Genomic DNA, 23,295 nt, shown 5'->3' with positions numbered 1-23,295 from the left:
GCAAGTTCACGCACAGTGTGTCGATTGCCCGCCCGCCAGTGCATGTGTACCTTTCGTCTCGTGCGCGCAACGAGCGCGACACGATCGATCACCGGGGGGAATCGATGGCGAATCTCGAGCTGGACCGCGACGGGCTGGAACGACTACGGCGCTTCGCTCACATCACGACCGACGGGCAACTGGCCGAACGCATCGGGGTCGACCCGGCCACGGTCTCCCGCATTCTCAGCGGGAAGTGCGCGCCCGGAACGAAATTCATCGCCGGCCTGCTCTCGGAGTTCGGGACCGACCGCTTCGACGACGTCTTCGTGGTGACCGACGACCGCGTCATCGTGCCGGGAAATGGCGGATGAGCCCTTCCTGCACCACGGTCGCCACCAATTCTCCTCCGCGCGAGAAGAATCGGCCGGTGGCCAGTCCGCGGGACCCCGCGGCGACCGGCGACTCGGTGGCGTAGAGCATCCACTCGTCGAAGCGGAACGGACGATGGAACCAGATGGAATGGTTCACCGTCGCGGCCACGATGCGGTCGAAACCCCAGGACAGACCGTGTGTGGTGATGATCGAGTCGAGCACCGTCGTGTCCGACGCGTATCCCATCGTGGCGACGTGCAGAGCGGGATCGTCGGGCAACGGTCCGTCGGACTTCATCCATACCCTGTTGTGGTTCGACCGTTCTCCGGTGCCCTTCATGATCCAGGCCGGATCATTGGCGTACCGCATGTCGATCGGCTTCAGCGCGTCCACGAACATCTTCAGACGGTCCTCGTACCCGTCGAAGTGGTTGCCCAGCGGCGGCAGCGATTCCGGGTACTCCACCTCGGGCCACTCGACGCTGTGCTCGAGGCCGCCGCGCGAGTCCTGGTAGGCGGCGAGCATGACGAACAGCTCCTCGTCACCCTGGTAGGCCGTCACCTGACGGTTGGCGAAGGCGCGGCCGTCACGATGACGTTCCACGCGGAAAGTGATGTCTCGCTTGACATCTCCGCCGCGAATGAAGTGTGCGTTGATGGCGTGGATCGGCCTCGCCCCGCTGACGGTGCGGCCGGCCGCGACCAGCGCCTGGGCGACCAGCTGTCCGCCGAACGTTCTGCTCCCGACCTCTGCCGGGTGACGGCCGACGTAGGTGTTCTCGTCGACCTCCGTGAGGTCGAGGATGTCCAGCAACACGTCGAGGTCGCGTGAGCGCCCCGCCGTGGCGATCGGCGCGTCCCCCCGACGCGCCGATTCCGGTCTGTCGACCGTTCCCCCCAGTTCGGTCACTTACCGGTCCTCTTCTCCGATTCGGTGCACGTGGATCAAGTTGGTGGAGCCTACAGTGCCGGGAGGCGCACCGGCGACGATCACGACCTGGTCGCCGCGGTGATAACGGTCGAGCTCGAGCAACGACTTGTCGACCTCACGCACCATGCCGTCGGTGGTGTCGACGAACGGCACCAGGAACGTCTCGGTGCCCCAGGTCAGAGCGAGCTGACTGCGCACCTCGGGGATGGACGTGAAGGCCAGCAGCGGCAGCCGCGAATGCAGACGCGCCATGCGCCGCACGGTGTCACCGGACTGCGTGAAGGCGACGAGAGCGCGTGCGTCGAGCCGCTCTCCGATGTCGCGAGCCGCGTAGGAGATGACGCCGCGCTTGGTGCGCGGAGTGTGGGTGAGCGCCGGAACCGCGTCGCCCTCCATCTCGACGGTCTCCACGATGCGTGCCATCGTGCGCACCGTCTCCATGACGAACTTGCCGACGGAGGTCTCGCCGGACAGCATGACGGCGTCGGTGCCGTCGAGCACCGCGTTCGCGACGTCGGACGCCTCCGCGCGGGTGGGACGCGAGTTCTCGATCATCGACTCGAGCATCTGCGTGGCGACGATGACAGGCTTGGCGTTGGCGCGCGCGATCTGGATGGCGCGCTTCTGCACCAGCGGCACCTGCTCGAGCGGGAGCTCGACACCGAGGTCACCACGCGCGACCATCACCGCGTCGAACGCGAGGACGATGGCCTCGAGGTTGTCGACCGCTTCCGGCTTCTCGATCTTGGCGATGACGGGGACCCGGCGGCCCACCCGGTCCATGATCGCGTGCACCAGCTCGACGTCGGCCGGCGACCGCACGAACGACAGTGCGATGAAGTCGACTCCCAGGGCCAGAGCGAACTCGAGATCCTCGGTGTCCTTGTCCGACATGGCGGGAACCGACACGTCCATGCCGGGGAGGGACACGCCCTTGTTGTTGCTGACGGGGCCGCCCTCGGTCACGCGGCAGAGGACGTCGTTGCCCTCGACACCGGTGACGACCAGACCGACCTTGCCGTCGTCGACGAGGAGGCGATCGCCTTCCTTGGCGTCCTGCGCGAGTTCCTTGTAGGTGGTGGAGACCCGATCGTGGGTGCCCTCGCACTCCTCGACCGTGATGCGGATCAGCTCACCGTTGGCCCAGGTGGTCTTGCCCTCCTTGAACCGGCCGAGCCGGATCTTCGGACCCTGCAGGTCGGCGAGGATGCCCACGGCCTTCCCGGTGGCGTTCGACGCCGCACGCACCCGCTTGTAGTTCGCCTCGTGGTCGGGGTAGTCGCCGTGGCTGAAATTCAGCCGAGCCACATCCATTCCGCTCTCGACGAGTTCCTTGATTCTCTCGTCGGTGGCAGTCGCCGGTCCCAGGGTGCATACGATCTTCGTCCGTCGGGTCACGGGCGCAAGCCTAGTCCCCGCCGGACCCGATTCCTATCGACGACGCCGCTCTATGTCCTGACAATTGGGCTACTGGCCAGTAGTTAACCGGGAGGTCGTTCAGGGTTTGAGAAGTCGGCCGTTCCCGTCGCGGACCTTGCTCACGAGCATCACGATGCCGTCGACGAGGCACCACAGCCAGACGGCCGCGTAGAGCGGGATACCGATCAACGCGCCGATGATCGTCACGGTCAGCAGGACGCTCACGATGAACGACACGAGCTGCGCGACGCCGAGCACCGTCGAGCCGATGTAGAACCGGCCGATGCCGAGCGGCAGACCGAAGAGCAGCGGGGCCAACTGGAGAACACCTGCCGTCACCTTCGACTTGTCGCCGAACGGTTCACCCGTCCCCATGTCTCGACCGAACGGCGCCATCGGATCGACGCCGTGGCCGCCCGCGAACGGTGGCTGCCCGTACTGCGGCTGCTGACCGTACTGGGGCTGCCCGTACTGCGGCTGGGCGTACTGGGGCTGACCGTACTGGGGCTGGGCGTACGGGGTGTCCGCGGCCGGCCGTGCGGACCAGTCCGTCGACTCGGGCTCACGATTCCAGGAGCCGTACTCGCCGACCGGGTAGCCGAAGGCAGCCGTGTCACCGGCCGACGGTTCGGGGTACGTCCCGGGCGACGGGTAGGACGGGTAGGCGCCGGAACCCGGACCCTCGCCGAAACTGGCGTTGGTGTTCCACCCCGGACCGGGAGTGCTCCCGGTGACGTCGTCGGACCCCACGGGGTCCGAGCCGGTCGACTTCTTCGTCAGGTCAGGCTTGTCCGGATCGGTCACGTCCCTCGTCCTCACTCGTCGTCGGGGTGGTCACCTCGTCGGTGGATCGGTCCTCGTCCTTCGCCGGAGCATCGGCGTCCGCCTCGTCCGTCACCTCGCCGTCAGGCTCGACCTCGTCGGTCCGGGTGCGCAGCGTGGCCGGTTCCTCACGACCCTTGGGCGCGAGGACGACGTACGCCAGCGCGAGCAGGAAGACGATGCCGGAGGTGAACGAGTTGACGCGGATGCCGCCGATCAGCGTCGCGAAGTCGCTGCGCATCAGCTCGATGACGAAGCGTCCGGCGCAGTAGCCCGCGACGTACAGGGCGAAGATGCGGCCGTGTCCGAGGCGGAAGCGACGGTCGACCAGCACCAGGAGCACGACGACGACGACGTTCCACAACAGTTCGTACAGGAACGTCGGATGCACGACCCGCTCGACGATTCCGGTGGAGACGCCGGCGAGGGAGTCGACCCGACCGTTGGCGTCGACGCGTTCGTAGACCTCGAGGCCCCACGGCAGGGTGGTGTCGCGTCCGTAGAGCTCCTGGTTGAAGTAGTTGCCGATGCGGCCGATGGCCTGCGCGAGGAGGATGCCCGGCGCGACGGCGTCGCCGAAGGCCGGGAGCGGTATCCCGCGTCGCCTGCAGGCGATCCACGCGCCGACACCACCCAGGAAGACGGCGCCCCAGATGCCGAGACCGCCCTGCCAGATCTTGAGGGCGTCGATCGGATTGCCACCCTCGCCGAAGTACGTCGGCGCGTCGGTGATGACGTGGTAGAGCCGACCGCCGATGAGACCGAACGGCACGGCCCACACGGCGACGTCGAGGACGGTCCCCTTGTCGCCGCCGCGGGCGACCCAGCGGCGGTCACCCCACACGATCGCGACGACGATGCCGACGATGATGAAGAAGGCGTACGCCCGCAGTGCGAGCGGCCCGACGTACCAGACGCCCTGCGGCGGACTGGGGATGTAGGCGAGCACGGCGGTGTTCGCCGCGAGCATCACGACGCGGCCTTCGCCGACCGCACGCCCTCGGCGAGTTCTGCGGTGAGCGCGGAGACGGCGCCGACACCCTGGTCGACGGCGGAGACGAGCGCGGATCCGACGATGACGGCGTCGGCGTACGCGGCGATCTCCGCGGCCTGGGCACCGGAACGCACCCCGAGGCCGATGCCGATGGGGATGTCGGAGTGCACGCGGATGCGGGACACCAGTGCGGGCGCGGCCGAGGACACCGCATCGCGGGCACCCGTCACGCCCATGGTCGACGCCGCGTAGACGAAACCGCTGCTCGACTGCACGGTGCGCGAGAGACGCTCCTCCGTCGACGACGGTGCGACGAGGAAGATGCGATCGAGCCCGTGCTCCACGGAGGCGCCGAGCCAGTCGCCGGCCTCGTCGGGGATCAGGTCCGGCGTGATCATGCCGAGGCCGCCCGCCGACGCGAGATTCGCGGCGAACTCGGTCACGCCGTACTTCATGACCGGGTTCCAGTACGTCATGACGACGGCCTTGCCACCGGCGTCGGCGATGGCCTCGACCACGGTGAAGACGTCGCGGACGCGGGCGCCGTTGGCCAGGGCGCGCCCTGCGGCGGCCGCGATGGTGGGGCCGTCCATGACGGGATCGGAGTACGGGACGCCGACCTCGATGATGTCGCAGCCGCTGTCGACGAGCGCGCGCACGGCGTCGATCGACTCGGGCACCGTCGGGAACCCGGCGGGCAGGTAGCCGACGAGGGCGGCGCGGTGCTCACCGCGGGTGTGGTCGAAGACCGGGCCCAACCGCGACGGACCGGAGTGCACCGGGATGGGGGTGGGGGTGCTCACGTCACGTTGCCCTTCTCGTCCAGGATGCCGAACCACTTCGCGGCGGTGTCGACGTCCTTGTCTCCGCGACCGGAGAGGTTGACCAGGATCATGGCGCCGTCACCGAGTTCACGGCCGAGCTTCACGGCACCCGCGATGGCGTGCGCGGACTCGATCGCCGGGATGATGCCCTCGGTCTTGCACAGCAGAGTGAAGGCCTCCATGGCCTCCGTGTCGGTGATGGGTCGGTACTCGGCTCGCCCGATGTCGTTGAGGTACGAGTGCTCCGGTCCGACGCCCGGGTAGTCGAGCCCGGCGGAGATGGAGTGCGAGTCGATGGTCTGACCGTCCTCGTCCTGCAGAAGGTACGAGAAGGCGCCGTGGAGGGCGCCGGGCGAGCCCGCACCGATGGTCGCGGCGTGGCGACCCGTCTCGATGCCGTCGCCGGCTGCCTCGTACCCGATCAGCCGGACGTCCGCGTCGTCGATGAAGGCGTGGAAGATGCCGATGGCGTTCGACCCGCCGCCGACGCACGCGGCGATGGCGTCGGGAAGCCGGCCGTGATCGTGCAGCATCTGCGCGCGTGCCTCCATGCCGATGATGCGCTGGAAATCGCGGACCATCATGGGGAACGGGTGCGGTCCGGCGACGGTGCCGAAGCAGTAGTAGGTCTCGTCCGCGTTGGTCACCCAGTCGCGCAGCGCCTCGTTGATGGCGTCCTTGAGTGTGCGCGAGCCGGACGTCACCGCGACGACGTCGGAACCGAGGAGCTTCATCCGGGCGACGTTGAGGGCCTGACGCTCGGTGTCCACCTCGCCCATGTAGACGAGGCACTCGAGGCCGAGCAGCGCACAGGCCGTGGCCGTGGCGACGCCGTGCTGGCCCGCGCCCGTCTCGGCGATGACGCGGGTCTTGCCCATCCGCTTGGCGAGCAGCACCTGGCCCAGCACGTTGTTGATCTTGTGCGAACCGGTGTGGTTGAGGTCCTCGCGCTTGAGGAAGATGCGGGCCCCACCGGCCTGCTTCGACAGATTCGCCGCCTCGAAGATCGGCGACGGGCGACCGGTGTAGTCGCGCTGCAGACGATCGAGCTCGTCGAGGAAGTCTCGATCTCCGCGCGCCTTGGCGTACTCGGTGGTGACTTCCTCGATGACGCCCATGAGCGCCTCGGGCACGTAGCGGCCGCCGTACTTACCGAAGTGTCCGCCGAGGTCGGGGTCGTGATCGGTGCGATCGGTGATGCCGTCGCTCGAGTTCGGAAGATAGCTGGTAGTCACGGTGTCGAGTCTGCCCGATGACACACCGGGACGACGAGCCGGGTGGAGCCTGAAATCAGCGCGCAGGCTTCGGGCAGGAGGGGTGCGTTCCGGCCGCGACCAGGTCACGCACCGCGGACCGCGGGTCGCCGCTGGTGACCAGTCCCTCACCGACGAGAACCGCGTCGGCACCCGCTCCGGCGTAGGCCAGAAGATCGGCGGTGCCGCGGACGCCGGACTCGGCGACCCGGATGATGTCCGACGGCAGGCCGGGCGCGATGCGGGAGAAGGTGTCCGGGTCGACGTCGAGTGTCTTGAGGTTGCGGGCGTTGACGCCGATGACCTTGGCGCCGGCCTCGAGCGCGCGGTCCGCTTCCTCCTCGGTGTGCACCTCGACCAGCGGGGTCATGCCGAGCGACTCGGTGCGGTCGAGCAGGGACGCGAGGGCGTCCTGCTCCAGAGCCGCGACGATCAGCAGGATCATGTCGGCGCCGTGGGCGCGAGCCTCGTGGATCTGGTACGGCCCGACGATGAAGTCCTTGCGCAGCACGGGGATCTCGACGGCGCGACGCACGGCGTCGAGATCGTCCAGCGATCCGCGGAAGCGGCGCTCCTCGGTGAGCACGCTGATGACGCGCGCTCCGCCCGACTCGTAGGCACCCGCGAGCACGGCGGGGTCCGGAATGTCGGCCAGCGCACCCTTGGAAGGGCTGGCGCGCTTGACCTCTGCGATGACGGCGATGCCCGGCTCGATGAGCGCGGCGGCGGCGTCGAGGGCCGGCCGCGCGGCGGCGGCGGCCTTCTTGACGGAGGCGAAGTCCACCACGGATTCACGGGCCTGCGTGTCGGCCCGTACACCGTCGAGGATCGAATCGAGAACGGTCATCGGTGTCCCCCGCGTCCTTCCGCCAGAGTGGTGAATGTCTGCTCGACATCGCAGTGGATGTGTGGCGCTGCTCATCCGGTGCGCTCAGAGTAGAGGCCGGAGTAACACCACCGACTAGCGGGTCTCACCGCCGCCGGGTCGGTCGTCGACACCGGTGGCGTCGTCGGTCACGGTCGGGTCGGCGCCGGAGTCCAGCGCGTCCCAGATGGCCCGCTCGCTCGGTTCCTCGTCGGCGTCTACGGCGGCAGACCGAACGTCCTGTTCGGCGCGCTCACGGCGCACCGCGGGACTGTCGTACCGAGCCGACAGGCCGGCCTTGGAGCGGGACGTGCGCGCGACCACGACGGCGGCGGCCAGCGCGAGCAGACCGCCCAGGAGCGCGAGTGCGGCGGGCGCGCGGCTCGCCTCCGCGGAGAGGACCTCGGCACGACCGGGGAGTTCCGCCAGCGCGCCGGCGCGCTCCGGATCCACGCCCGAGACGATCAACTGCACCGCGGGAACGGCGGCTCCGACACCGACGAGCGCGACGAGCACCGCGAGCAGCACCGTCCACCGTCCGCGGATCGCGAACAGAGCCGCCACCGCAGCGATGGCCGCGATGGCCAACGGCGTGGTCGCCGCGGCCCACGTACCCCCGACGAGCGAGGACGTCTGCTGCTCCCCCAGCCCGTCCGAGCTGACGACCCGGACCCAGGTCATGCGCGACGACGCCCACAGCGCCAGCGCCGCGAGAGCCAGGAGCAGCGCGGCGAGACCGACGCCCCCGCGTTTCACTCGGCGCCTCCGACGGTGGTCACCGTCTCCGCTGCGGCCACCGCGCTGAGCACCGCCATCGCCTTGTTGCGCGCCTCGGTGTCCTCGTACTCGGCGACCGAGTCGGCCACCACGCCGGCACCCGCCTGGACGTACGCGGTGCCGTTCTTGATGAGGGCGGAGCGGATGCAGATCGCCGTGTCGGCGTCCCCGTCGAAGTCGAGGTATCCGACGATGCCGCCGTAGACGCCGCGGCGGGTCGGTTCGAGTTCCTCGATGAGCTCCATCGCCCGCACCTTGGGAGCGCCCGACAGCGTGCCCGCCGGGAAGCAGGCGCGGACGGCGTCGAGTGCGTGCCTGCCCTCGTCGAGCCGACCCGTCACCGTCGACACCAGGTGCATGACGTGGCTGTAGCGCTCGACGTGGCGGTACTCGGTGACCTTGACCGTGCCCGGCTCGCAGACCCGCCCGAGATCGTTGCGTCCGAGGTCCACCAGCATGAGGTGCTCGGAGTTCTCCTTCTCGTCCACGAGGAGGTCCTTCTCGAGCAAGAGGTCGTCCTCCTCTGTGGCGCCGCGCCACCGGGTCCCGGCGATCGGGTGCGTCGTCGCGACACCGTCGGCGACCGTCACGAGGGACTCGGGGCTCGACCCGACGATCGAGAACGCGGTCTCGCCGTCCGCGCCGGGGACGTGCATCAGGTACATGTACGGGCTGGGATTGGAGCGTCGGAGCATGCGATAGACGTCGAGCGGCGTCGCGGTGGTCTCCATCTCGAAACGCTGGGACAGCACCACCTGGAACGCCTCGCCCGCCTCGATCTCCTCGACCAGGCGGTGCACGTCGGCGCCGAACCCCTCGGAGGTCCGCTGGCGCCGGAACTGCGGCTCGGGTCGCGAGAACGACGCCACCGTGGACTCCGCGGCGGACGACAGTGCGAGGGTCATGCGGTCGAGCCGTGCCACCGCGTCGTCGTACGCCTCGTCGACCCGCTCGTCGGTGCCGTTCCAGTTCACCGCGTTGGCGATGAGGGTGATCGCACCCTCGTGGTGGTCCACCGCGGCCAGATCGGTCGCGAGGAGCATCACCATCTCGGGGATCTTCAGATCGTCCTCGGTGAGTTCGGGCAGTCGCTCGATGTGGCGCACCGCGTCGTAGCCGAGATACCCCACCATCCCGCCGGTGAGCGGGGGCAGGTCCGGCAACCGTTCGGAGCGGAGCAGCTCGATGGTGGCTCCGAGTGCGTCCAGCGGATGGCCACCCGACGGGGCACCCGCCGGCGTCTCCCCCATCCACGCGGCCTCGCCGTCCACGACCGTGAGCGCACTAGGGCTGCCCGCACCGATGAACGACCACCGGGACCACGACCGCCCGTTCTCGGCGGATTCGAGCAGGAACGTGCCGGGCCGGTCCCCGGCGAGCTTGCGGTACGCCGACAGCGGAGTCTCGGAGTCCGCGAGGACCTTGCGGACGACGGGGACCACGCGATGGACGGCGGCCAGTTGGCGGAACTGCTCCCGGGTGGTGGTTCCGGGTGCCGGGTCCTTCTGCGAATCCATGGGGGTCATCTTCCCGGGTGCCGTCCCGCCGGGTTCGGGAGGTGCCGAACGCGGGGGTCGCACGGGCGGTGGGACACTCGACGAGTCGGAAACCGAACTGGTCGGTCGTGATCCGGCACGAGGAGAGGAACGCGCACCCGATGACCGCGACACCGCCGTCCGAGACACTGCCGGACGAGATGCGCTGGCTCACACCGGCACAGCAGGACGCCTGGCGCGTGCTGGTCGCCTTCGTGACCCGGTTGCCCGCCGCACTGGACACTCAGTTGCAGCGTGACTCCGGACTGACGCACTTCGACTACTTCGTGCTGGCGACGCTGTCCGAGGCTCCGGATCGTCGGCTGCGCCTACGCGAGCTCGCGGACTTCGCCAACGCGTCGCTGTCCCGGCTGTCGCACGTGATGACCAAGCTCGAGCGCGCCGGATGGGCCCGGCGGGAGAGCATCAGCGGCGGCCGCGGCTCCCACGCCGTTCTCACGGACGAGGGGTACGCGAAGGTGGTCGCCACGGCTCCCGGCCACGTCTCCACCGTGCGGTCACTCGTGTTCGACGGGCTGGACGACGAGCAGGTCGAGACGATGCGAGCGCTCGCCGAGGTCATGGTCACCAACCTCGACGCCGGCATCGCCCGCGACGGCGGTGGCTGACCGCCGGTACTCACGCGGTCGGGGGCTCGCTCAGCAACACGTCGGCGTCGAAGCACGAGTGATCACCGGTGTGGCACGCGCCGCCGGTCTGATCGACCGTCAGCAGGATCGTGTCACCGTCGCAGTCGAGGCGGACCTCGTGGACGTACTGTGCGTGTCCGGACGACTCGCCCTTGACCCAGTACTCCTGCCGTGACCGCGACCAGTACGTGCCCTTGCGCGTCGCGAGCGTCATGGCCAGGGCCGTGTCGTCCATCCACGCGACCATGAGCACGTCACCGGTGCCGCGTTCCTGCGCGACGGCGCACACCAGTCCGTCGTCGGTGCGCTTGAGACGGTCGGCGATCGCCGGATCGAGAACGGGGGCGCTCATCGAACCTCCACACCGTCCGCGCGCAGAGCGCCCTTGACGTCGCCGATGGTCATCTCGCCGAAGTGGAAGACGCTGGCCGCGAGAACGGCATCGGCACCCGCGGCCACGGCAGGCGCGAAGTGCTCGACGGCGCCGGCGCCGCCACTGGCGATGACCGGGACCCGGACGGCCGCGCGGACAGCGGTGATCATGGCGATGTCGAAGCCGGCCTTCGTGCCGTCCGCGTCCATCGAGTTGAGCAGGATCTCGCCCACCCCGAGATCGGCCCCGCGGTGTGCCCACTCCACGGCGTCGACGCCGGTACCGCGGCGGCCGCCGTGCGTGGTCACCTCCCAACCGGACGCCGTCGGCGCCTCGCCCTCGGGCACCGTCCGGGCGTCGACCGACAGCACGATGCACTGCGATCCGAATCGAGAGCTCAACTCGCGCAACAACTCCGGTCGCGCGAGCGCTGCTGTGTTGACGGACACCTTGTCGGCGCCCGCTCGCAGGAGCGTGTCCACGTCCTGCACGGTGCGGACACCGCCGCCCACGGTGAGCGGAATGAACACCTGCTCCGCGGTGCGGGTCACCACGTCGAGCATCGTGGCGCGACCACCGGACGACGCGGTGACGTCGAGGAAGGTCAACTCGTCGGCACCCTCGGCGTCGTACTTCGCGGCGAGCTCGACGGGATCACCGGCGTCGCGCAGATCGGCGAAGTTGACGCCCTTGACGACGCGGCCCGCGTCGACGTCCAGGCACGGGATGACGCGTACTGCGACACTCATCTCCGGACTCCTTCCCGTGCGCGCGATGTCGGTGTGTACGAGGACGGCTCGCCGACTCCGGCGAGCACCTGCAGCAGTTCCTCGTGCACGCCGGGGGCTGCGGCGAGCACCGACGTCGAGGTCACCGTCCACGGCTCGCCCGCCAGATCGGTGACGATCCCGCCGCCGGCGCGGACCAGCATCGCTCCCGCGGCGTTGTCCCACGCATGGTGACCGAACACGATCGACGCACCGAGTGTTCCCGCCGCGGTGTACGCGAGGTCCAGCCCGGTCGACCCGTGCATGCGGATCCGTGAGGAGACGCGGCTGATGTCCGAGAGCACCTGCACCCGGTAGGCGCCGGGCAACCGGCCGCGGCTGTCGATGTTGAACGCACCGAATCCGACGATGGAGGAGGCGAGTGCGGAGGTGGGCAGCGCGGGGAGCGCCTCCCCGTCACGATGCACGGGTCCACCCTCCACCGCCCAGAAGCGTTGGCCGATCAGGGGAAGCCACGTCAGGCCGATGACCGGGCGCCCGTCGACGAGCAGCGACAGCAGTGTGCCCGCCGTGGGCAGCCCGAACGAGTAGTTGAAGGTCCCGTCGATCGGATCGAGTACCCACACGGTGTCGGACTCGACGGGTGGCCCGCCGAACTCCTCGCCGTGCACGGGGATCTGGGTCTGCTCCTGCAGTTCCTCGACCAGCCGACGTTCGAGCTCGAGGTCGACCGCGGTGGCGAAGTCGTCCGGCCCCTTTGCCACGGCGCTGGGCGCGCCGGCGCCCGCGACGAACCGCTCGTGGGTGCCGTCGAGCAGGGTGCGCGCGGTGGCCGCGAGAGCGTCCAGGTCCACGGCGGTCACGTCGCCGACGATGCGCTGTCCGCGACGGCGGCGAGGGCCTCCGGCAGCGTGAAGCGGCCGGCGTAGAGGGCCTTGCCGACGATGGAACCCTCGACGCCCTTGTCGGTCAGCGTGGCGATGGCGACCAGATCCGCGACGGTGGACACTCCGCCGGACGCGATGACCGGCGCGTCGGTGACAGCGCAGACCTGTTCGAGCAGTTCGAGATTGGGGCCGGTCAGAGTGCCGTCCCGCGTGACGTCGGTGACCACGTACCGCGAGCACCCGTCGCGGTCGAGCCGCTCCAGCACCTCCCACAGATCGCCGCCGTCACTCACCCAGCCGCGACCGCGCAGGCGGTGCTGACCGTCGACGATGCGCACGTCCAGTCCCACGGCGACACGATCGCCGTACTCACCGATGGCGCGGCGGCACCACTCCGGATCCTCGAGTGCGGCGGTGCCGAGGTTGACGCGCGCGCAGCCCGTCGCGAGCGCTGCCCGCAGGCTCTCGTCGTCGCGGATGCCACCGGACAGCTCGACCTTCACGTCGAGTTCCCCCACCACGCTCGCGAGGAGGTCGCGGTTCGAACCGCGGCCGAAGGCGGCGTCCAGATCTACCAGATGCACCCACTCGGCGCCGTCGTTCTGCCAGGCCAGCGCTGCGTCGCGCGGAGAGCCGTAGGCGGTCTCGCTGCCTGCCTCTCCCTGCACGAGACGAACAGCTTGACCATCGGCGACATCGACTGCGGGGAGAAGTACCAGGCTCACGTTCGACGAGGTTACCGGCACGATCCGCGGCGACACCGGGCAGGGCGGCGCGTCAGTCGGACGGCTCGGACCCGTCGGGCTCCTCGCCGAAGGATCGGCGAACGGACGCCTTCGCCACCAGCGACGCGCAGACGCCTGTGGCGACGAGTCCGACGGCCACCACCAGCAGCCCCACCGGACCACTCGGCTGCAGCAGCCAGAGGACGAGCGTGGTCGCGGCGAACATCAGGGTCGCCGCACCGAGGACGAGCCCGGTGTGGCGACCCAGTGAGAACTCGCGGGGCTCGCTCATCCGAGGGTGCGGAGCCAGTTCTCGAGCAGCGTGGCGCCGGCGTCGCCGGACTTCTCCGGGTGGAACTGTGTCGCGGACAGAGGGCCGTTCTCCACCGCCGCGAGGAACTCGCCGCCGTGATCGGCCCACGTGAGAACCGGAGCGGCAAGCGACTCGCTCGGTGCCATCTCCCAGTCCTGCACGCCGTACGAGTGCACGAAGTAGAAGCGCGTGTCGGGGTCCATGCCCGCGAACAGCACCGAGTCCTCGCCCGGGCGCACCGTGTTCCAGCCCATGTGCGGGAGCACCTCGGCCTGCAGCTTCTCCACGGTGCCGGGCCACTGGCCGCAGCCGGTGGCGGGCACGTCGAACTCGACGCCGCGGTCGAACATGATCTGCATGCCGACGCAGATGCCGAGCACGGGGCGGCCCCCGGCGAGCCGCTTGTCGACGAGCTCGTCGCCGCGCACCGACAGCAGACCGTCCATGCATGCGCCGAACGCGCCGACACCGGGCACGACCAGTCCGTCGGCCTGCAGCGCGACGCGGTGGTCGGACGTCACCGTGACGTCGGCGCCCACACGTTCGAGTGCGCGCTGCGCCGAGTGCAGATTCCCCGAACCGTAATCCAGCAACGCGACAGACTTGCTGGTCACAAGCTTCCCTTCGTCGACGGCACTCCCGAGACCCGCGGATCGGGCTCGACGGCCGCGCGGAGGGCGCGAGCGACGGCCTTGAACTCGGCCTCGGTGACGTGGTGCTGGTCGCGTCCGTACAGCACCCGGACGTGCAGGGCGATACGCGCGTTGGACGCGATGGATTCGAAGACGTGGCGGTTGATCACCGTGGCGTACGGGGTTCCCGGGTAGCCGCCGATGATCGCGTGCAGCATGTGCTCCGGTTCCCCGGTGTGCACGCAGTACGGCCGACCGGACACGTCGACCGAGGCGTGTGCCAGCGTCTCGTCCATCGGAATGAACGCGTCACCGAAACGGCGAATTCCCTTCTTGTCGCCGAGTGCCTGGCCCAGCGCCTGTCCGAGGACGATAGCGGTGTCCTCGACCGTGTGATGCGCCTCGATCTCGATGTCGCCCTTCGCGTGCACCGTGAGGTCGAAACTCGCGTGCGTCCCGAGCGCGGTGAGCATGTGGTCGAAGAACGGCACACCGGTGGACACGTCGACGATGCCGGTGCCGTCGAGATTCAGCTCCACCGTGATGGACGACTCCTTGGTGGTCCGCTCGATGCGCGCGATGCGGTTCGGGGTCATGATGCTGCTCACTGGTCGGATCCTCTGTTGGGGTTCAGGTGGCGGGGGCGGACGAGTGGACGACGTCCTCGGACAGGTCGGCGCTGACCTCGAGGAACCGATCGTTCTCGGCCTCGGTGCCGATGGTGACGCGGAGATGCCCCGCGATGCCGACGTCGCGGATGAGTACACCCTGATCGAGGTACCGAGACCACACCGCGGGCGCATCGTCGAACAGGCCGAACAGCACGAAGTTGGCGCTGCTGGGCACCACTCGGTAGCCCAGGACGGCGAGTCGGGCGACGACGCGATCACGCTCGGCCGCCAGCTCGGCCACCGAGGCCAGCGTGTCGTCGGCATGGCGCAGTGCGGCGCGCGCAGCAGCCTGCGTGAGCACCGACAGGTGGTACGGCAGCCGCACCAGGAGCAGTGCGTCCACGACGGCCGGAGCGGCCACCAGGTACCCGAGTCGCCCACCCGCGAACGCGAAGGCCTTGCTCATGGTCCGGCTGACGACGACTCGGCTGGGGAACTCGTCGATGAGGTCGACCGCGCTGGGCGCCGCCGAGAACTCGCCGTACGCCTCGTCGACGACGAGGATCCCGGTGGTCGCGGAGGCGAGACGCCGGAGGTCGTCGAGCGAGAGACTGTGTCCCGTCGGGTTGTTGGGGCTGGTGACGAACACGACGTCCGGCGTCATCGACTCGATCGCGGCCACGGCCGCGTCGACGTCCAGCGAGAAGTCGTCACGCCGATGCAGATCGAGGAACTCGGTCTGGGTGCCCGCCGAGATGATGGGGTGCATCGAGTACGACGGCACGAATCCCAGCGCCGTGCGTCCCGGCCCCCCGAATGCCTGCAGCAGTTGCTGCAGGATCTCGTTCGATCCGTTCGCGGCCCACAGATTGTCGACGGTGACGGGCACCCCCGTACGGGCCGCCACGTACGCGGCGAGATCCGTGCGCAGTGAGACGGCGTCCCGATCGGGATAGCGGTGCAGCGACGCTGCCGCCTCCCGCACGGAGCGGGCGACGTCCTCCACGAGCGCTGCCGACGGTGGGTGCGGGTTCTCGTTGGTGTTGAGCTGCACCGGCACCTCGAGCTGCGGCGCACCGTACGGAGACTTCCCGACGAGCGAGTCGCGCAGCGGCAGGTCCGACAGTGCGGTCCCGGCGCCGGGCGCGGCCGTCACGATCGGCTCTCGAACCGCACGCGGACGGCATCACCGTGCGCCGGCAGATCCTCCGCGTTCGCGAGGGCGACGACGTGCTTCGCGACGCCGTCGAGAGCGTCGCGCGAGTAGTCGACGATGTGGATGCCGCGCAGGAAGGTCTGCACCGACAACCCGGACGAGTGACGGGCGCATCCGGCCGTCGGCAGGACGTGGTTCGACCCGGCGCAGTAGTCGCCGAGGCTCACCGGCGACCACGGTCCGACGAACACCGCTCCGGCGCTGCGGATGCGGCCCGCCACCTCGGAGGCGTTCTCGGTCTGAATCTCGAGGTGTTCCGCGGCGTAGGCGTCGACCGTGCGGATGCCGTCGGCCACCGTGTCCACCAGCACGATGCCCGACTGCTCACCGGACAGCGCCGTCGCGACGCGTTCGGAGTGCTTGGTGGTGAGCGTGCGCTCGGCGACCTCGCGCGTGACGGCGTCCGCCAGGGCGACCGAGGTGGTGACGAGCACGCTCGCCGCCAGCACGTCGTGTTCGGCCTGCGAGATCAGATCGGCGGCGACGTGCACCGGGTCGGCGGTGTCGTCGGCCAGGATGGCGATCTCGGTGGGCCCGGCCTCGGAGTCGATGCCCACCGCTCCACGGCACAGCCGCTTCGCCGCGGTGACGTAGATGTTGCCCGGGCCGGTGATCATGTCCACGGGCTCGAGCGGCGCACCGTCGGTGTCCACGCCGCCGTAGGTGAGCAGTGCGACGCCCTGGGCACCGCCGACCGCCCAGACCTCGTCCACGCCGAGCAACGCTGCCGCTGCCAAGATGGTGGGGTGCGGGAGGCCGCCGAAATCCGCCTGCGGCGGCGAGGCGACGACGAGGCTGCCGACGCCGGCGACCTGCGCGGGGACGACGTTCATGACGACGGACGACGGGTACACGGCGTTGCCGCCCGGTACGTACAGTCCGACTCGCTCGACCGGGACCCACTTCTCGGTGACGGTTCCACCGGGGACGACGGTGGTCACGGTCTCCGACCGACGCTGATCCTCGTGCACGATGCGCGAACGCTCGATGGACACCTCGAGTGCCGCCCGCACGTCGGGATCGAGCTGGTCCAGAGCCTTCTCAAGCTCGGCGGCCGGGACTCGCACGGAGTCGGGACGCACGCGGTCGAACGTCTCGCTGTACTCGAGCGCCGCGTCGGCGCCGCGCTCACGCACCGCCTCGACCACCGGGGTGACCAGATGCAGCACCGAGTTCACGTCCACTCCACCCCGTGGGAGAACCGCGCGCAGCTCGGCGGTGGACGGAGAGCTGCCGCGTAGATCCACGCGTCGCAACTCGGTGCGGGCAGTCATGGGTGATCCTCTCGGGTCGAGCAAGGGCGCGCCGGTCGGCGCACGTCGATTATCGCTCGAGCCCCGACCGGCGCCCCGAGGGGGACGATCCACCTGGTCCCACCGACCGGCCTCCGGCCTGCCCGCACCATGGTCTCAGGAGTAGCGGGCTGCCAGCTTCTCCAGCGTCTTCGTGATGCCGTTCGCGTTCTGTGCCGTCTGCTTGGTCACCTCGAGCATCTTCGGGATCTTCGCCGTTCCGTAGACGAACGATTCCGTCACCTCGGTGGACGAGGGGCCCACCGCGACGAACTCCCAGCGCCACTTGTGGCCCAGCGGGTGCTGCCACTCGATCACCTTGGTGTCCCCGGTGTCGGTGAACTCCGTGACGGTGCTGGTGATGCGGTAGGGCACGCCGAACTGCTTCATGCCCACGGAGAACTTCGCTCCGCGCGAGAGCGTCGTCGGACCCTTCACCGTGTCCTTCACCGTTCCGGAGCCGTCCAGCTCGCCGTGCCGGTGCGGATCCGCCACCTGAGCGAAGAGGTCGTCGGCAGGGGCGTTCACGGTCACGCGGCGGGCGATGACGCGATCGCCGCGGTCCACAGTGCTCACAGATGTCATGTGCGGTCCTGTGCCCGGATCCCGCTCACGCGAAACGTCACTCGAAGTCGAGCCCCAGGTCGAGCACCGTCACGGAGTGGGTGAGCGCGCCGACCGCGAGGAAGTCCACACCGGTGCCCGCGTACTCGGCGGCCGAGTCCAGGGACAGCCCGCCGGACGATTCGAGCTTCGTCGCGGGAGCTGCTCGATCCCTACGTTGCACCGCCATCTGCGTCTGCCACAGCGGGAAGTTGTCGAGCAGCACCAGGTCGACGCCCTCGGCCAGCACGTCGTCGAGCTGCTCGAGAGTGTCCACCTCGACCTCGCAGGCGATGTCCGGCGCCGCGGCTCGGACGGCGCGCAGAGCCGCCACCACCGAGCCCGCGGCGACCACGTGGTTGTCCTTGATCAGTGCCGCGTCGCCGAGGCCCATGCGGTGGTTCTGCCCGCCGCCGGCACGCACGGCGTACTTCTGCAGCGCACGCAGCCCGGGCAAGGTCTTGCGACTGTCCCGTACGACGCATCCCGTGCCGGACACCGCGTCGACCCACGCCGCGGTCGCGGTCGCGATGCCGGACAGGTGGCAGAGAATGTTGAGCATCGTCCGCTCCGCGGTGAGCAGGGCCCTGGTCGGTGCCTCCACCGACAGCACCACGTCACCCGGCTCGACCCGGGTGCCGTCGGCGATCCGGGAGAGCACGACGTGGTCGCCGATCACCTCGTCGAGCACCGCCAGCGCGGCGTCGAGGCCCGCCACGACGCCGTGTGCCCGCGAGACGACCGCGGCGCGGGTGCGCGCGCCCTCGGGCACCGTGGCGAGGCTCGTCACATCGGGCCCGTATCGGAGGTCCTCCTCCAGCGCGCGGCGCACGACGAGGAGGATCTCGTCCCGATCGACGGGGTCGAGAGCAGCGGCGGGTGTGGTCATGAGACTCCTATCGGGCCGACCTGGTCGGCGCTGCGGGCATTCCGCACGATCGCGAGGCTGCCGTCGTCGGCCAGCCGGAAGACGGTGCTGCGGCGCTGTGCGTCGTCGGACCGGGGGTGATCGGCGCGGGTGTGCGCACCCCGCGTCTCGGTGCGGGCGAGAGCTGCCGAGGCGGTCGCGGACGCCAGCAGTGTCAGTGCGGCGTCCTCGACGTCGTGGGTCGACGTGAGCTCGCGCGGGACAGCGGCTCCCACGATCGCCGCTGCCTCGCGCAGACCTGTGTCGTCGCGGACGACGCCGACGTGACGGGTCATCGCGGACTGGAGGACGTCCCTGTCGAGCCGGGGCGCCCGGTGTCGCGCAGACGGATCGCCGGACGTCAGGGAGCGGACGGACACCCGGTCTCGGGCGCTGCGAGCCACTCGGGTCCCCAGCACCACGCCCTCGAGCAGCGAGTTCGACGCGAGACGGTTCGCTCCGTGCAGTCCTGTGCGGGCCACCTCGCCCGCGGCGTGGAGCCCGGCGACGCAGGTGCGGCCGTACTCGTCTGTGACGACACCGCCGCATGCATAGTGCGCTGCAGGGGCCACCGGGATCGGCTGCTCCGTCGGGTCCACGTCCTGAGCGAGGCAGGCCTCGGTGACGGTGGGAAAACGCAGGGCCATGTCGGGCACGGACCGCGCGTCGAGAAAGACGTGATCAGCGCCGCTCTCGGCCAGCCGAGCGGCGATCGCCCGGGACACGACGTCGCGGGGAGCGAGATCACCCAGCGGGTGCACGCCCGCCATGATCGAGCGGCCGTCGGCGTCGACGAGACGCGCGCCCTCACCGCGGACCGCCTCGCTGACCAACGGGAGCCGCCCGCGGCCGCCGGGGCGGAACAGCACGGTCGGGTGGAACTGCACGAACTCGACGTCCGCCACGTCCGCGCCCGCCCGCAGTGCGAGAGCGAGGCCGTCGGCCGTGGCGCCGGACGGGTTCGTGCTGGCCGAGTACAGCATTCCGGTGCCACCGGTGGCGATCAGCACGGCGGGTGCGTGCACCACGCCGAGGTTCGCGTGGAGATCGTCCGGCGAGAGCGAGACGAGCACGCCCGCCACACCGCGGTCGCCGACCAGGACGTCGAGCACGGTCGCGCCGTTCACCGTCGCGGGCGCCGCGGACGACAGAGCGCGCTGGATCTCGCGCCCCGTGGCGTCGCCGCCCGCGTGCACGATGCGGCCGACCGAGTGGCCGCCCTCACGAGTGCGGGCCATGGAGCCGTCCGCGCCGCTGTCGAACCGAGCACCGATGCCGGTGAGCACACTCAGCGCGTCGGCGCCGGCCCCGACGATCGAGCGCACCGCGGCCTCGTCGCACAGACCGGCGCCCGCGACGATCGTGTCGCGCACGTGAGCCTCGACGTCCTCGCCGATCGCGACGGCCATGCCGCCCTGGGCGTACTGCGTCGCCGTACCCGCCGCGTCCTTGCTCAGCACCAGCACGCTCAGCCCGGACCGGGTCGCCTCGATCGCCGCGGCGAGACCGGCGACTCCCCCGCCGACCACGACGAGATCGGCCGCGGCCTCCCAGCCCGGAGCGACACTCCCGCCCGGAGCGGCAGCGACACGTGCGCCCGGAGTGGCCGCAGTGGTCACTCGCCGCCGCCGGGCGAGCCGATGGCGATCATCCGCTCGACGGACGCGCGTGCGCGTTCGGCCGTCGCGACGTCGACGTGCACCTCGTCCTTGCCCTCCGTGAGGCACCGGAGCAGCGCCGCGGGGGTGATCATCTTCATGTACGGGCAGGACGCGCGGTCGTTCACGGCCTGGAAGTCGACACCGGGCGCCGCCTTGCGCAGCTGGTGCAGCATGCCGATCTCGGTGGCGACGAGAACCTGCTTCGCACCCGTGGTGCGCGCCGCGTCGAGCATGCCGCCGGTCGAGAGGATCTTGACGCGGTCCTCGGGCACGAATCCCTCGCCGGCGAGGTAGAGCGCGGACGTCGCGCAGCCGCACTCGGGGTGGACGTAGAGCTCGGCCTCGGGGTACGCCTGCGACCGTGCGGTGAGCTCGTCGCCGTTGATTCCGGCGTGGACGTGGCACTCACCGGCCCAGATGTGCATGTTGGTGCGACCGGTCTGTCGACGGACGTGGGCCCCGAGGAACTGGTCCGGCAGGAAGAGCACCTCGCGGTCCGGGTCGATGGACTGCACGACCTCGACCGCGTTGGACGAGGTGCAGCAGATGTCCGTCAGTCCCTTCACCTCGGCGGTGGTGTTCACGTACGACACGACGACGGCGTCCGGGTGCTCGGCCTTCCACTCGCGCAGCTGGGCCGCGTCGATGGAGTCGGCGAGAGAGCAGCCCGCCCGCTCGTCGGGAATGAGGACCGTCTTGGACGGCGCGAGGATCTTGGCCGTCTCGGCCATGAAGTGCACGCCGCAGAAGACGATGGTCTCCTCCTGCGCCTCGGCGGCGATGCGCGAGAGCGCGAGCGAGTCGCCGACGTGGTGGGCGATGTCCTGGATGGCGGGCAGCTGATAGTTGTGCGCCAGGATCGTCGCGTTCTTCGCCTCTGCCAGGCGCAGGATCTCCTCGGCCCACTCCGGGACGGCATCGACGCCGGCGTAGCCCGTCGGTCCGTCGACGACCGCGGAGTTCCCGCCGAATCGCGTGGTGGTGATCGCCATGTCGTGCTCCTCGCGTGCGTCCAGCGCTTGCGTGCGCCGGTGCCGATCCGCCGGAATGGACCCGACGGGGTTTTCGACTTATGATCGAAAACGTGATTCATCGTAGCACCGCCGCCGACGGACCGACCGGAAGTGCCCCCGATCCGGCCACCCGACCGGTGCACGAAGTGCTGTCCGTCGTCTTCCAGGTGCGCGAGCTGCAGCCCCGCGAGCCTGCCGAACTGTGCGTGCTGCTGTGGCAGCGCGCACTCGCCCCGGCACGCGGAACCTGGTCACTCCCCGGCGGGCTCCTCCGGGACGACGAGAACCTGACCGACTCCGCGCGACGTCAGCTGGCGGAGAAGGTCGACGTGCGCGAGGTACGCCACCTCGAGCAGCTGTCCGTCTTCTCAGATCCCGGGCGGGTCCCCGGCGATCGCCGCATCGCCTCGACGTTCCTCGGTCTGGTCCCCATCGTCGGGGACCCGCGACTTCCCGTCGACACTGCGTGGCACCCGGTCGCGACGCTCCCCGAGACCGCGTTCGATCACGGCACGATGGTGGCGCACGCCCGCGCGAGACTGGCGGCCAAACTGTCGTACACCAACATCGCCTTCGCGCTCGCGCCCGTCGAGTTCAGCCTGTCGACCTTGCGCGACATCTACTGCGCCGCACTGGGTTACCAAGTCGACACCACCAATCTCCAACGGGTGCTCACCCGGCGGGGCGTCATCGAGTCCACCGGCCACACCGCTCCCCCGGGCCCGTCCGGAGGACGTCCCGCCGCGCTGTACTGCTTCCGGGACAGCGCACTACGTGTGACCGACGAGTTCGCCGCGCTCCGACCACCTACGTGAGAGTGCCGTAGCCGACGACGGCATCGCCGCCGTCCGCCTTGGCGGAATACATCGCTCGATCGGCACAGATGAGCAGCACCTCCACGCCGTGCGAGGTGACGACCCGCTCCTCGCGAGCGACCCCGATGCTCAGACTCGACTCGTGGTCCGACCGCGCCGTGTAGGCGCTGCGCAGCCGCCGCGCCCGGTCGAGCACCTCGTCCATCGGCAGCGCGGTCACGACGGCGAACTCCTCCCCGCCGGTGCGGGCCGTGATCGACGGAGACGGGAACATCTCGTCGATGGTGTCCGCGGTCCGACGGATGACGAGGTCGCCGTGGTGGTGTCCGAAGCGGTCGTTGATCGACTTGAAGCGGTCGATGTCGATGACCACCGCGACGAGACCGTTCCGGGTGCCGAGCAGTTCGCCCGCCGCGACGGTGAGTCCCCGCCGGTTGCGCAGGCCGGTCAGCGGATCCACGTACGCGGCGGTGACGTCGCCGCGTTGCAGGAACTGCAGGCGGTAGATGGAGATCGGTGCGAGGAAGAGAACCATCACGATGAGCAATCCGTAGGTGACGGCGAGCGAGGTGCGCGCCGCTCCGAGCACGGACTCCGAGCAGATCGCTCGGACGAACAACCCGACGCACACCACCACGGTGAGGGAATGGTGGACGGCGAACACCCGCGGCGTGTGGAACGTCGCCACGTAACTGCTCGCGACGCCGAACAGGATCGTGCAGGGCAGCACGGCGAGCGGGTCGGACAGCGAGAGGAGCACCACGGAGAGTCCGACGTCCGCGTACACGACGAAGGCCGTCGACATCCTCCGTGAGGGCCACGGTCCGCGGATCCAGGCGAGCCCGACGCCGGCGGTCCCCACCGCGTTCACGAGCACGATCGTCAGTGCTGCTCCCGTCGGCGCGGTCGGCGGGGCGAGTCCGGCGACGACGTACAGGACGGAGAACAGGAGGCAGGACAGACCGATGAGGACGCGGGTCGAGCCGAGCGCGGTGTTCGTCTCGAAGTAGTGGACGGTCCACGCGTAATCGACGGGTCTGGTCAACCACCGCCGAATGGTGTTCGCCACGTCCTGGAGACCCTCGCCGTTCGAAGA

Annotated in this window: 26 protein-coding genes; 3 read left to right on the top strand and 23 right to left on the bottom strand. The window is 69.8% G+C overall.

Annotation, left to right across the window (positions count from 1 at the left end):
- The first annotated feature begins 104 nt into the window (after positions 1-104).
- The gene (locus QRN16_RS18985; RefSeq protein ID WP_027506778.1) at positions 105-353 is read left to right on the top strand and encodes a helix-turn-helix transcriptional regulator; all 249 of its coding nucleotides are present in this window, start codon (positions 105-107) and stop codon (positions 351-353) included.
- Here the strand turns inward: QRN16_RS18985 and QRN16_RS18980 are convergent.
- The 9 genes from QRN16_RS18980 to QRN16_RS18940 all read right to left on the bottom strand — a co-directional run bounded on the left by QRN16_RS18980 (position 328) and on the right by QRN16_RS18940 (position 9,755).
- Positions 328-1,203, bottom strand: a complete 876-nt coding sequence (locus tag QRN16_RS18980; RefSeq protein WP_027506779.1) for an acyl-CoA thioesterase — start codon at positions 1,201-1,203, stop codon at positions 328-330. The genes QRN16_RS18985 and QRN16_RS18980 overlap by 26 nt on opposite strands.
- A 60-nt stretch (positions 1,204-1,263) precedes the next feature.
- The gene (gene pyk, locus QRN16_RS18975) at positions 1,264-2,682 is read right to left on the bottom strand and encodes a pyruvate kinase (protein ID WP_027506780.1); all 1,419 of its coding nucleotides are present in this window, start codon (positions 2,680-2,682) and stop codon (positions 1,264-1,266) included.
- 99 nt (positions 2,683-2,781) lie between these two features.
- Positions 2,782-3,507, bottom strand: coding sequence for a TM2 domain-containing protein (locus QRN16_RS18970; protein ID WP_051613589.1), 726 nt, complete (start codon positions 3,505-3,507; stop codon positions 2,782-2,784).
- Positions 3,485-4,495: a prolipoprotein diacylglyceryl transferase gene (lgt, locus tag QRN16_RS18965; protein ID WP_285189068.1), complete on the bottom strand. Its 1,011-nt coding sequence runs from the start codon at positions 4,493-4,495 to the stop codon at positions 3,485-3,487. Before lgt ends, QRN16_RS18970 begins: the two co-directional genes overlap by 23 nt.
- Positions 4,495-5,298, bottom strand: coding sequence for a tryptophan synthase subunit alpha (gene trpA, locus QRN16_RS18960; RefSeq protein ID WP_502944023.1), 804 nt, complete (start codon positions 5,296-5,298; stop codon positions 4,495-4,497). Before trpA ends, lgt begins: the two co-directional genes overlap by 1 nt.
- 20 nt (positions 5,299-5,318) lie before the next feature.
- Positions 5,319-6,578, bottom strand: a complete 1,260-nt coding sequence (gene trpB / locus QRN16_RS18955; protein ID WP_027506783.1) for a tryptophan synthase subunit beta — start codon at positions 6,576-6,578, stop codon at positions 5,319-5,321.
- Between the two features lie 55 nt (positions 6,579-6,633).
- Positions 6,634-7,443: an indole-3-glycerol phosphate synthase TrpC gene (gene trpC, locus QRN16_RS18950; protein ID WP_027506784.1), complete on the bottom strand. Its 810-nt coding sequence runs from the start codon at positions 7,441-7,443 to the stop codon at positions 6,634-6,636.
- Between the two features lie 114 nt (positions 7,444-7,557).
- Complete coding sequence (locus QRN16_RS18945; RefSeq protein ID WP_285188924.1) at positions 7,558-8,217, bottom strand: TIGR02234 family membrane protein; 660 nt, start codon at positions 8,215-8,217, stop codon at positions 7,558-7,560.
- Positions 8,214-9,755, bottom strand: coding sequence for an anthranilate synthase component I (locus QRN16_RS18940; protein ID WP_235578963.1), 1,542 nt, complete (start codon positions 9,753-9,755; stop codon positions 8,214-8,216). The genes QRN16_RS18945 and QRN16_RS18940 overlap by 4 nt, the downstream gene beginning before the upstream one ends.
- A 140-nt stretch (positions 9,756-9,895) precedes the next feature.
- On the opposite strand from QRN16_RS18940, the gene QRN16_RS18935 reads away from it, so the two are divergent.
- Entirely contained in the window at positions 9,896-10,402 is a 507-nt protein-coding gene (locus QRN16_RS18935) for a MarR family winged helix-turn-helix transcriptional regulator (protein WP_056448080.1), read from the top strand.
- Between the two features lie 10 nt (positions 10,403-10,412).
- On the opposite strand, the gene hisI is transcribed toward QRN16_RS18935, so the two are convergent.
- The 13 genes from hisI to nadA form a co-directional block, all read right to left on the bottom strand.
- On the bottom strand, positions 10,413-10,775 hold the full coding sequence (hisI, locus tag QRN16_RS18930) for a phosphoribosyl-AMP cyclohydrolase (protein ID WP_056447928.1): 363 nt from the start codon (positions 10,773-10,775) through the stop codon (positions 10,413-10,415).
- Positions 10,772-11,545, bottom strand: coding sequence for an imidazole glycerol phosphate synthase subunit HisF (gene hisF / locus QRN16_RS18925; protein ID WP_222638632.1), 774 nt, complete (start codon positions 11,543-11,545; stop codon positions 10,772-10,774). The genes hisI and hisF overlap by 4 nt, the downstream gene beginning before the upstream one ends.
- The gene (locus QRN16_RS18920) at positions 11,542-12,387 is read right to left on the bottom strand and encodes an inositol monophosphatase family protein (RefSeq protein ID WP_502944017.1); all 846 of its coding nucleotides are present in this window, start codon (positions 12,385-12,387) and stop codon (positions 11,542-11,544) included. Before QRN16_RS18920 ends, hisF begins: the two co-directional genes overlap by 4 nt.
- A complete protein-coding gene (gene priA / locus QRN16_RS18915; RefSeq protein ID WP_285188920.1) occupies positions 12,384-13,136 on the bottom strand; it encodes a bifunctional 1-(5-phosphoribosyl)-5-((5-phosphoribosylamino)methylideneamino)imidazole-4-carboxamide isomerase/phosphoribosylanthranilate isomerase PriA in 753 nt (250 codons plus the stop codon). Before priA ends, QRN16_RS18920 begins: the two co-directional genes overlap by 4 nt.
- A gap of 52 nt (positions 13,137-13,188) precedes the next feature.
- Entirely contained in the window at positions 13,189-13,428 is a 240-nt protein-coding gene (locus QRN16_RS18910) for a hypothetical protein (RefSeq protein ID WP_285188917.1), read from the bottom strand.
- Positions 13,425-14,063, bottom strand: a complete 639-nt coding sequence (gene hisH / locus QRN16_RS18905) for an imidazole glycerol phosphate synthase subunit HisH (RefSeq protein ID WP_056447919.1) — start codon at positions 14,061-14,063, stop codon at positions 13,425-13,427. The genes QRN16_RS18910 and hisH overlap by 4 nt, the downstream gene beginning before the upstream one ends.
- A complete protein-coding gene (gene hisB, locus QRN16_RS18900) occupies positions 14,060-14,677 on the bottom strand; it encodes an imidazoleglycerol-phosphate dehydratase HisB (RefSeq protein ID WP_222647117.1) in 618 nt (205 codons plus the stop codon). Before hisB ends, hisH begins: the two co-directional genes overlap by 4 nt.
- Before the next feature lie 34 nt (positions 14,678-14,711).
- Positions 14,712-15,848, bottom strand: a complete 1,137-nt coding sequence (locus QRN16_RS18895; protein ID WP_285188914.1) for a histidinol-phosphate transaminase — start codon at positions 15,846-15,848, stop codon at positions 14,712-14,714.
- A complete protein-coding gene (hisD, locus tag QRN16_RS18890; RefSeq protein WP_027506796.1) occupies positions 15,845-17,182 on the bottom strand; it encodes a histidinol dehydrogenase in 1,338 nt (445 codons plus the stop codon). Before hisD ends, QRN16_RS18895 begins: the two co-directional genes overlap by 4 nt.
- Positions 17,183-17,317: 135 nt before the next feature.
- Positions 17,318-17,785, bottom strand: coding sequence for an SRPBCC family protein (locus QRN16_RS18885; protein WP_027506797.1), 468 nt, complete (start codon positions 17,783-17,785; stop codon positions 17,318-17,320).
- 37 nt (positions 17,786-17,822) lie between these two features.
- A complete protein-coding gene (gene nadC / locus QRN16_RS18880; RefSeq protein ID WP_056447907.1) occupies positions 17,823-18,692 on the bottom strand; it encodes a carboxylating nicotinate-nucleotide diphosphorylase in 870 nt (289 codons plus the stop codon).
- Positions 18,689-20,329, bottom strand: a complete 1,641-nt coding sequence (locus QRN16_RS18875) for an L-aspartate oxidase (RefSeq protein WP_285188910.1) — start codon at positions 20,327-20,329, stop codon at positions 18,689-18,691. The genes nadC and QRN16_RS18875 overlap by 4 nt, the downstream gene beginning before the upstream one ends.
- Positions 20,326-21,363 carry a quinolinate synthase NadA gene (nadA, locus tag QRN16_RS18870; RefSeq protein ID WP_285188909.1) on the bottom strand — a complete coding sequence of 346 codons (1,038 nt, stop codon included), beginning with the start codon at positions 21,361-21,363 and terminating at the stop codon, positions 20,326-20,328. The genes QRN16_RS18875 and nadA overlap by 4 nt, the downstream gene beginning before the upstream one ends.
- A gap of 80 nt (positions 21,364-21,443) precedes the next feature.
- Here nadA and QRN16_RS18865 point away from each other — a divergent pair, with 80 nt between their 5' ends.
- On the top strand, positions 21,444-22,199 hold the full coding sequence (locus QRN16_RS18865) for an NUDIX hydrolase (RefSeq protein WP_502944016.1): 756 nt from the start codon (positions 21,444-21,446) through the stop codon (positions 22,197-22,199).
- Here QRN16_RS18865 and QRN16_RS18860 read toward each other — a convergent pair.
- Positions 22,192-23,268, bottom strand: coding sequence for a GGDEF domain-containing protein (locus tag QRN16_RS18860; protein ID WP_285188907.1), 1,077 nt, complete (start codon positions 23,266-23,268; stop codon positions 22,192-22,194). The two genes, QRN16_RS18865 and QRN16_RS18860, sit on opposite strands and share 8 nt — an antisense overlap.
- Between the last annotated feature and the right edge of the window lie 27 nt (positions 23,269-23,295).

The sequence above is a fragment of the Rhodococcus sp. MEB041 genome (assembly GCF_030208955.1).
Lineage (GTDB): Bacteria > Actinomycetota > Actinomycetes > Mycobacteriales > Mycobacteriaceae > Rhodococcoides.
Note: the sequence above shows the minus strand (reverse complement) of the source record. Positions and strands in the feature narration are given on the sequence as shown.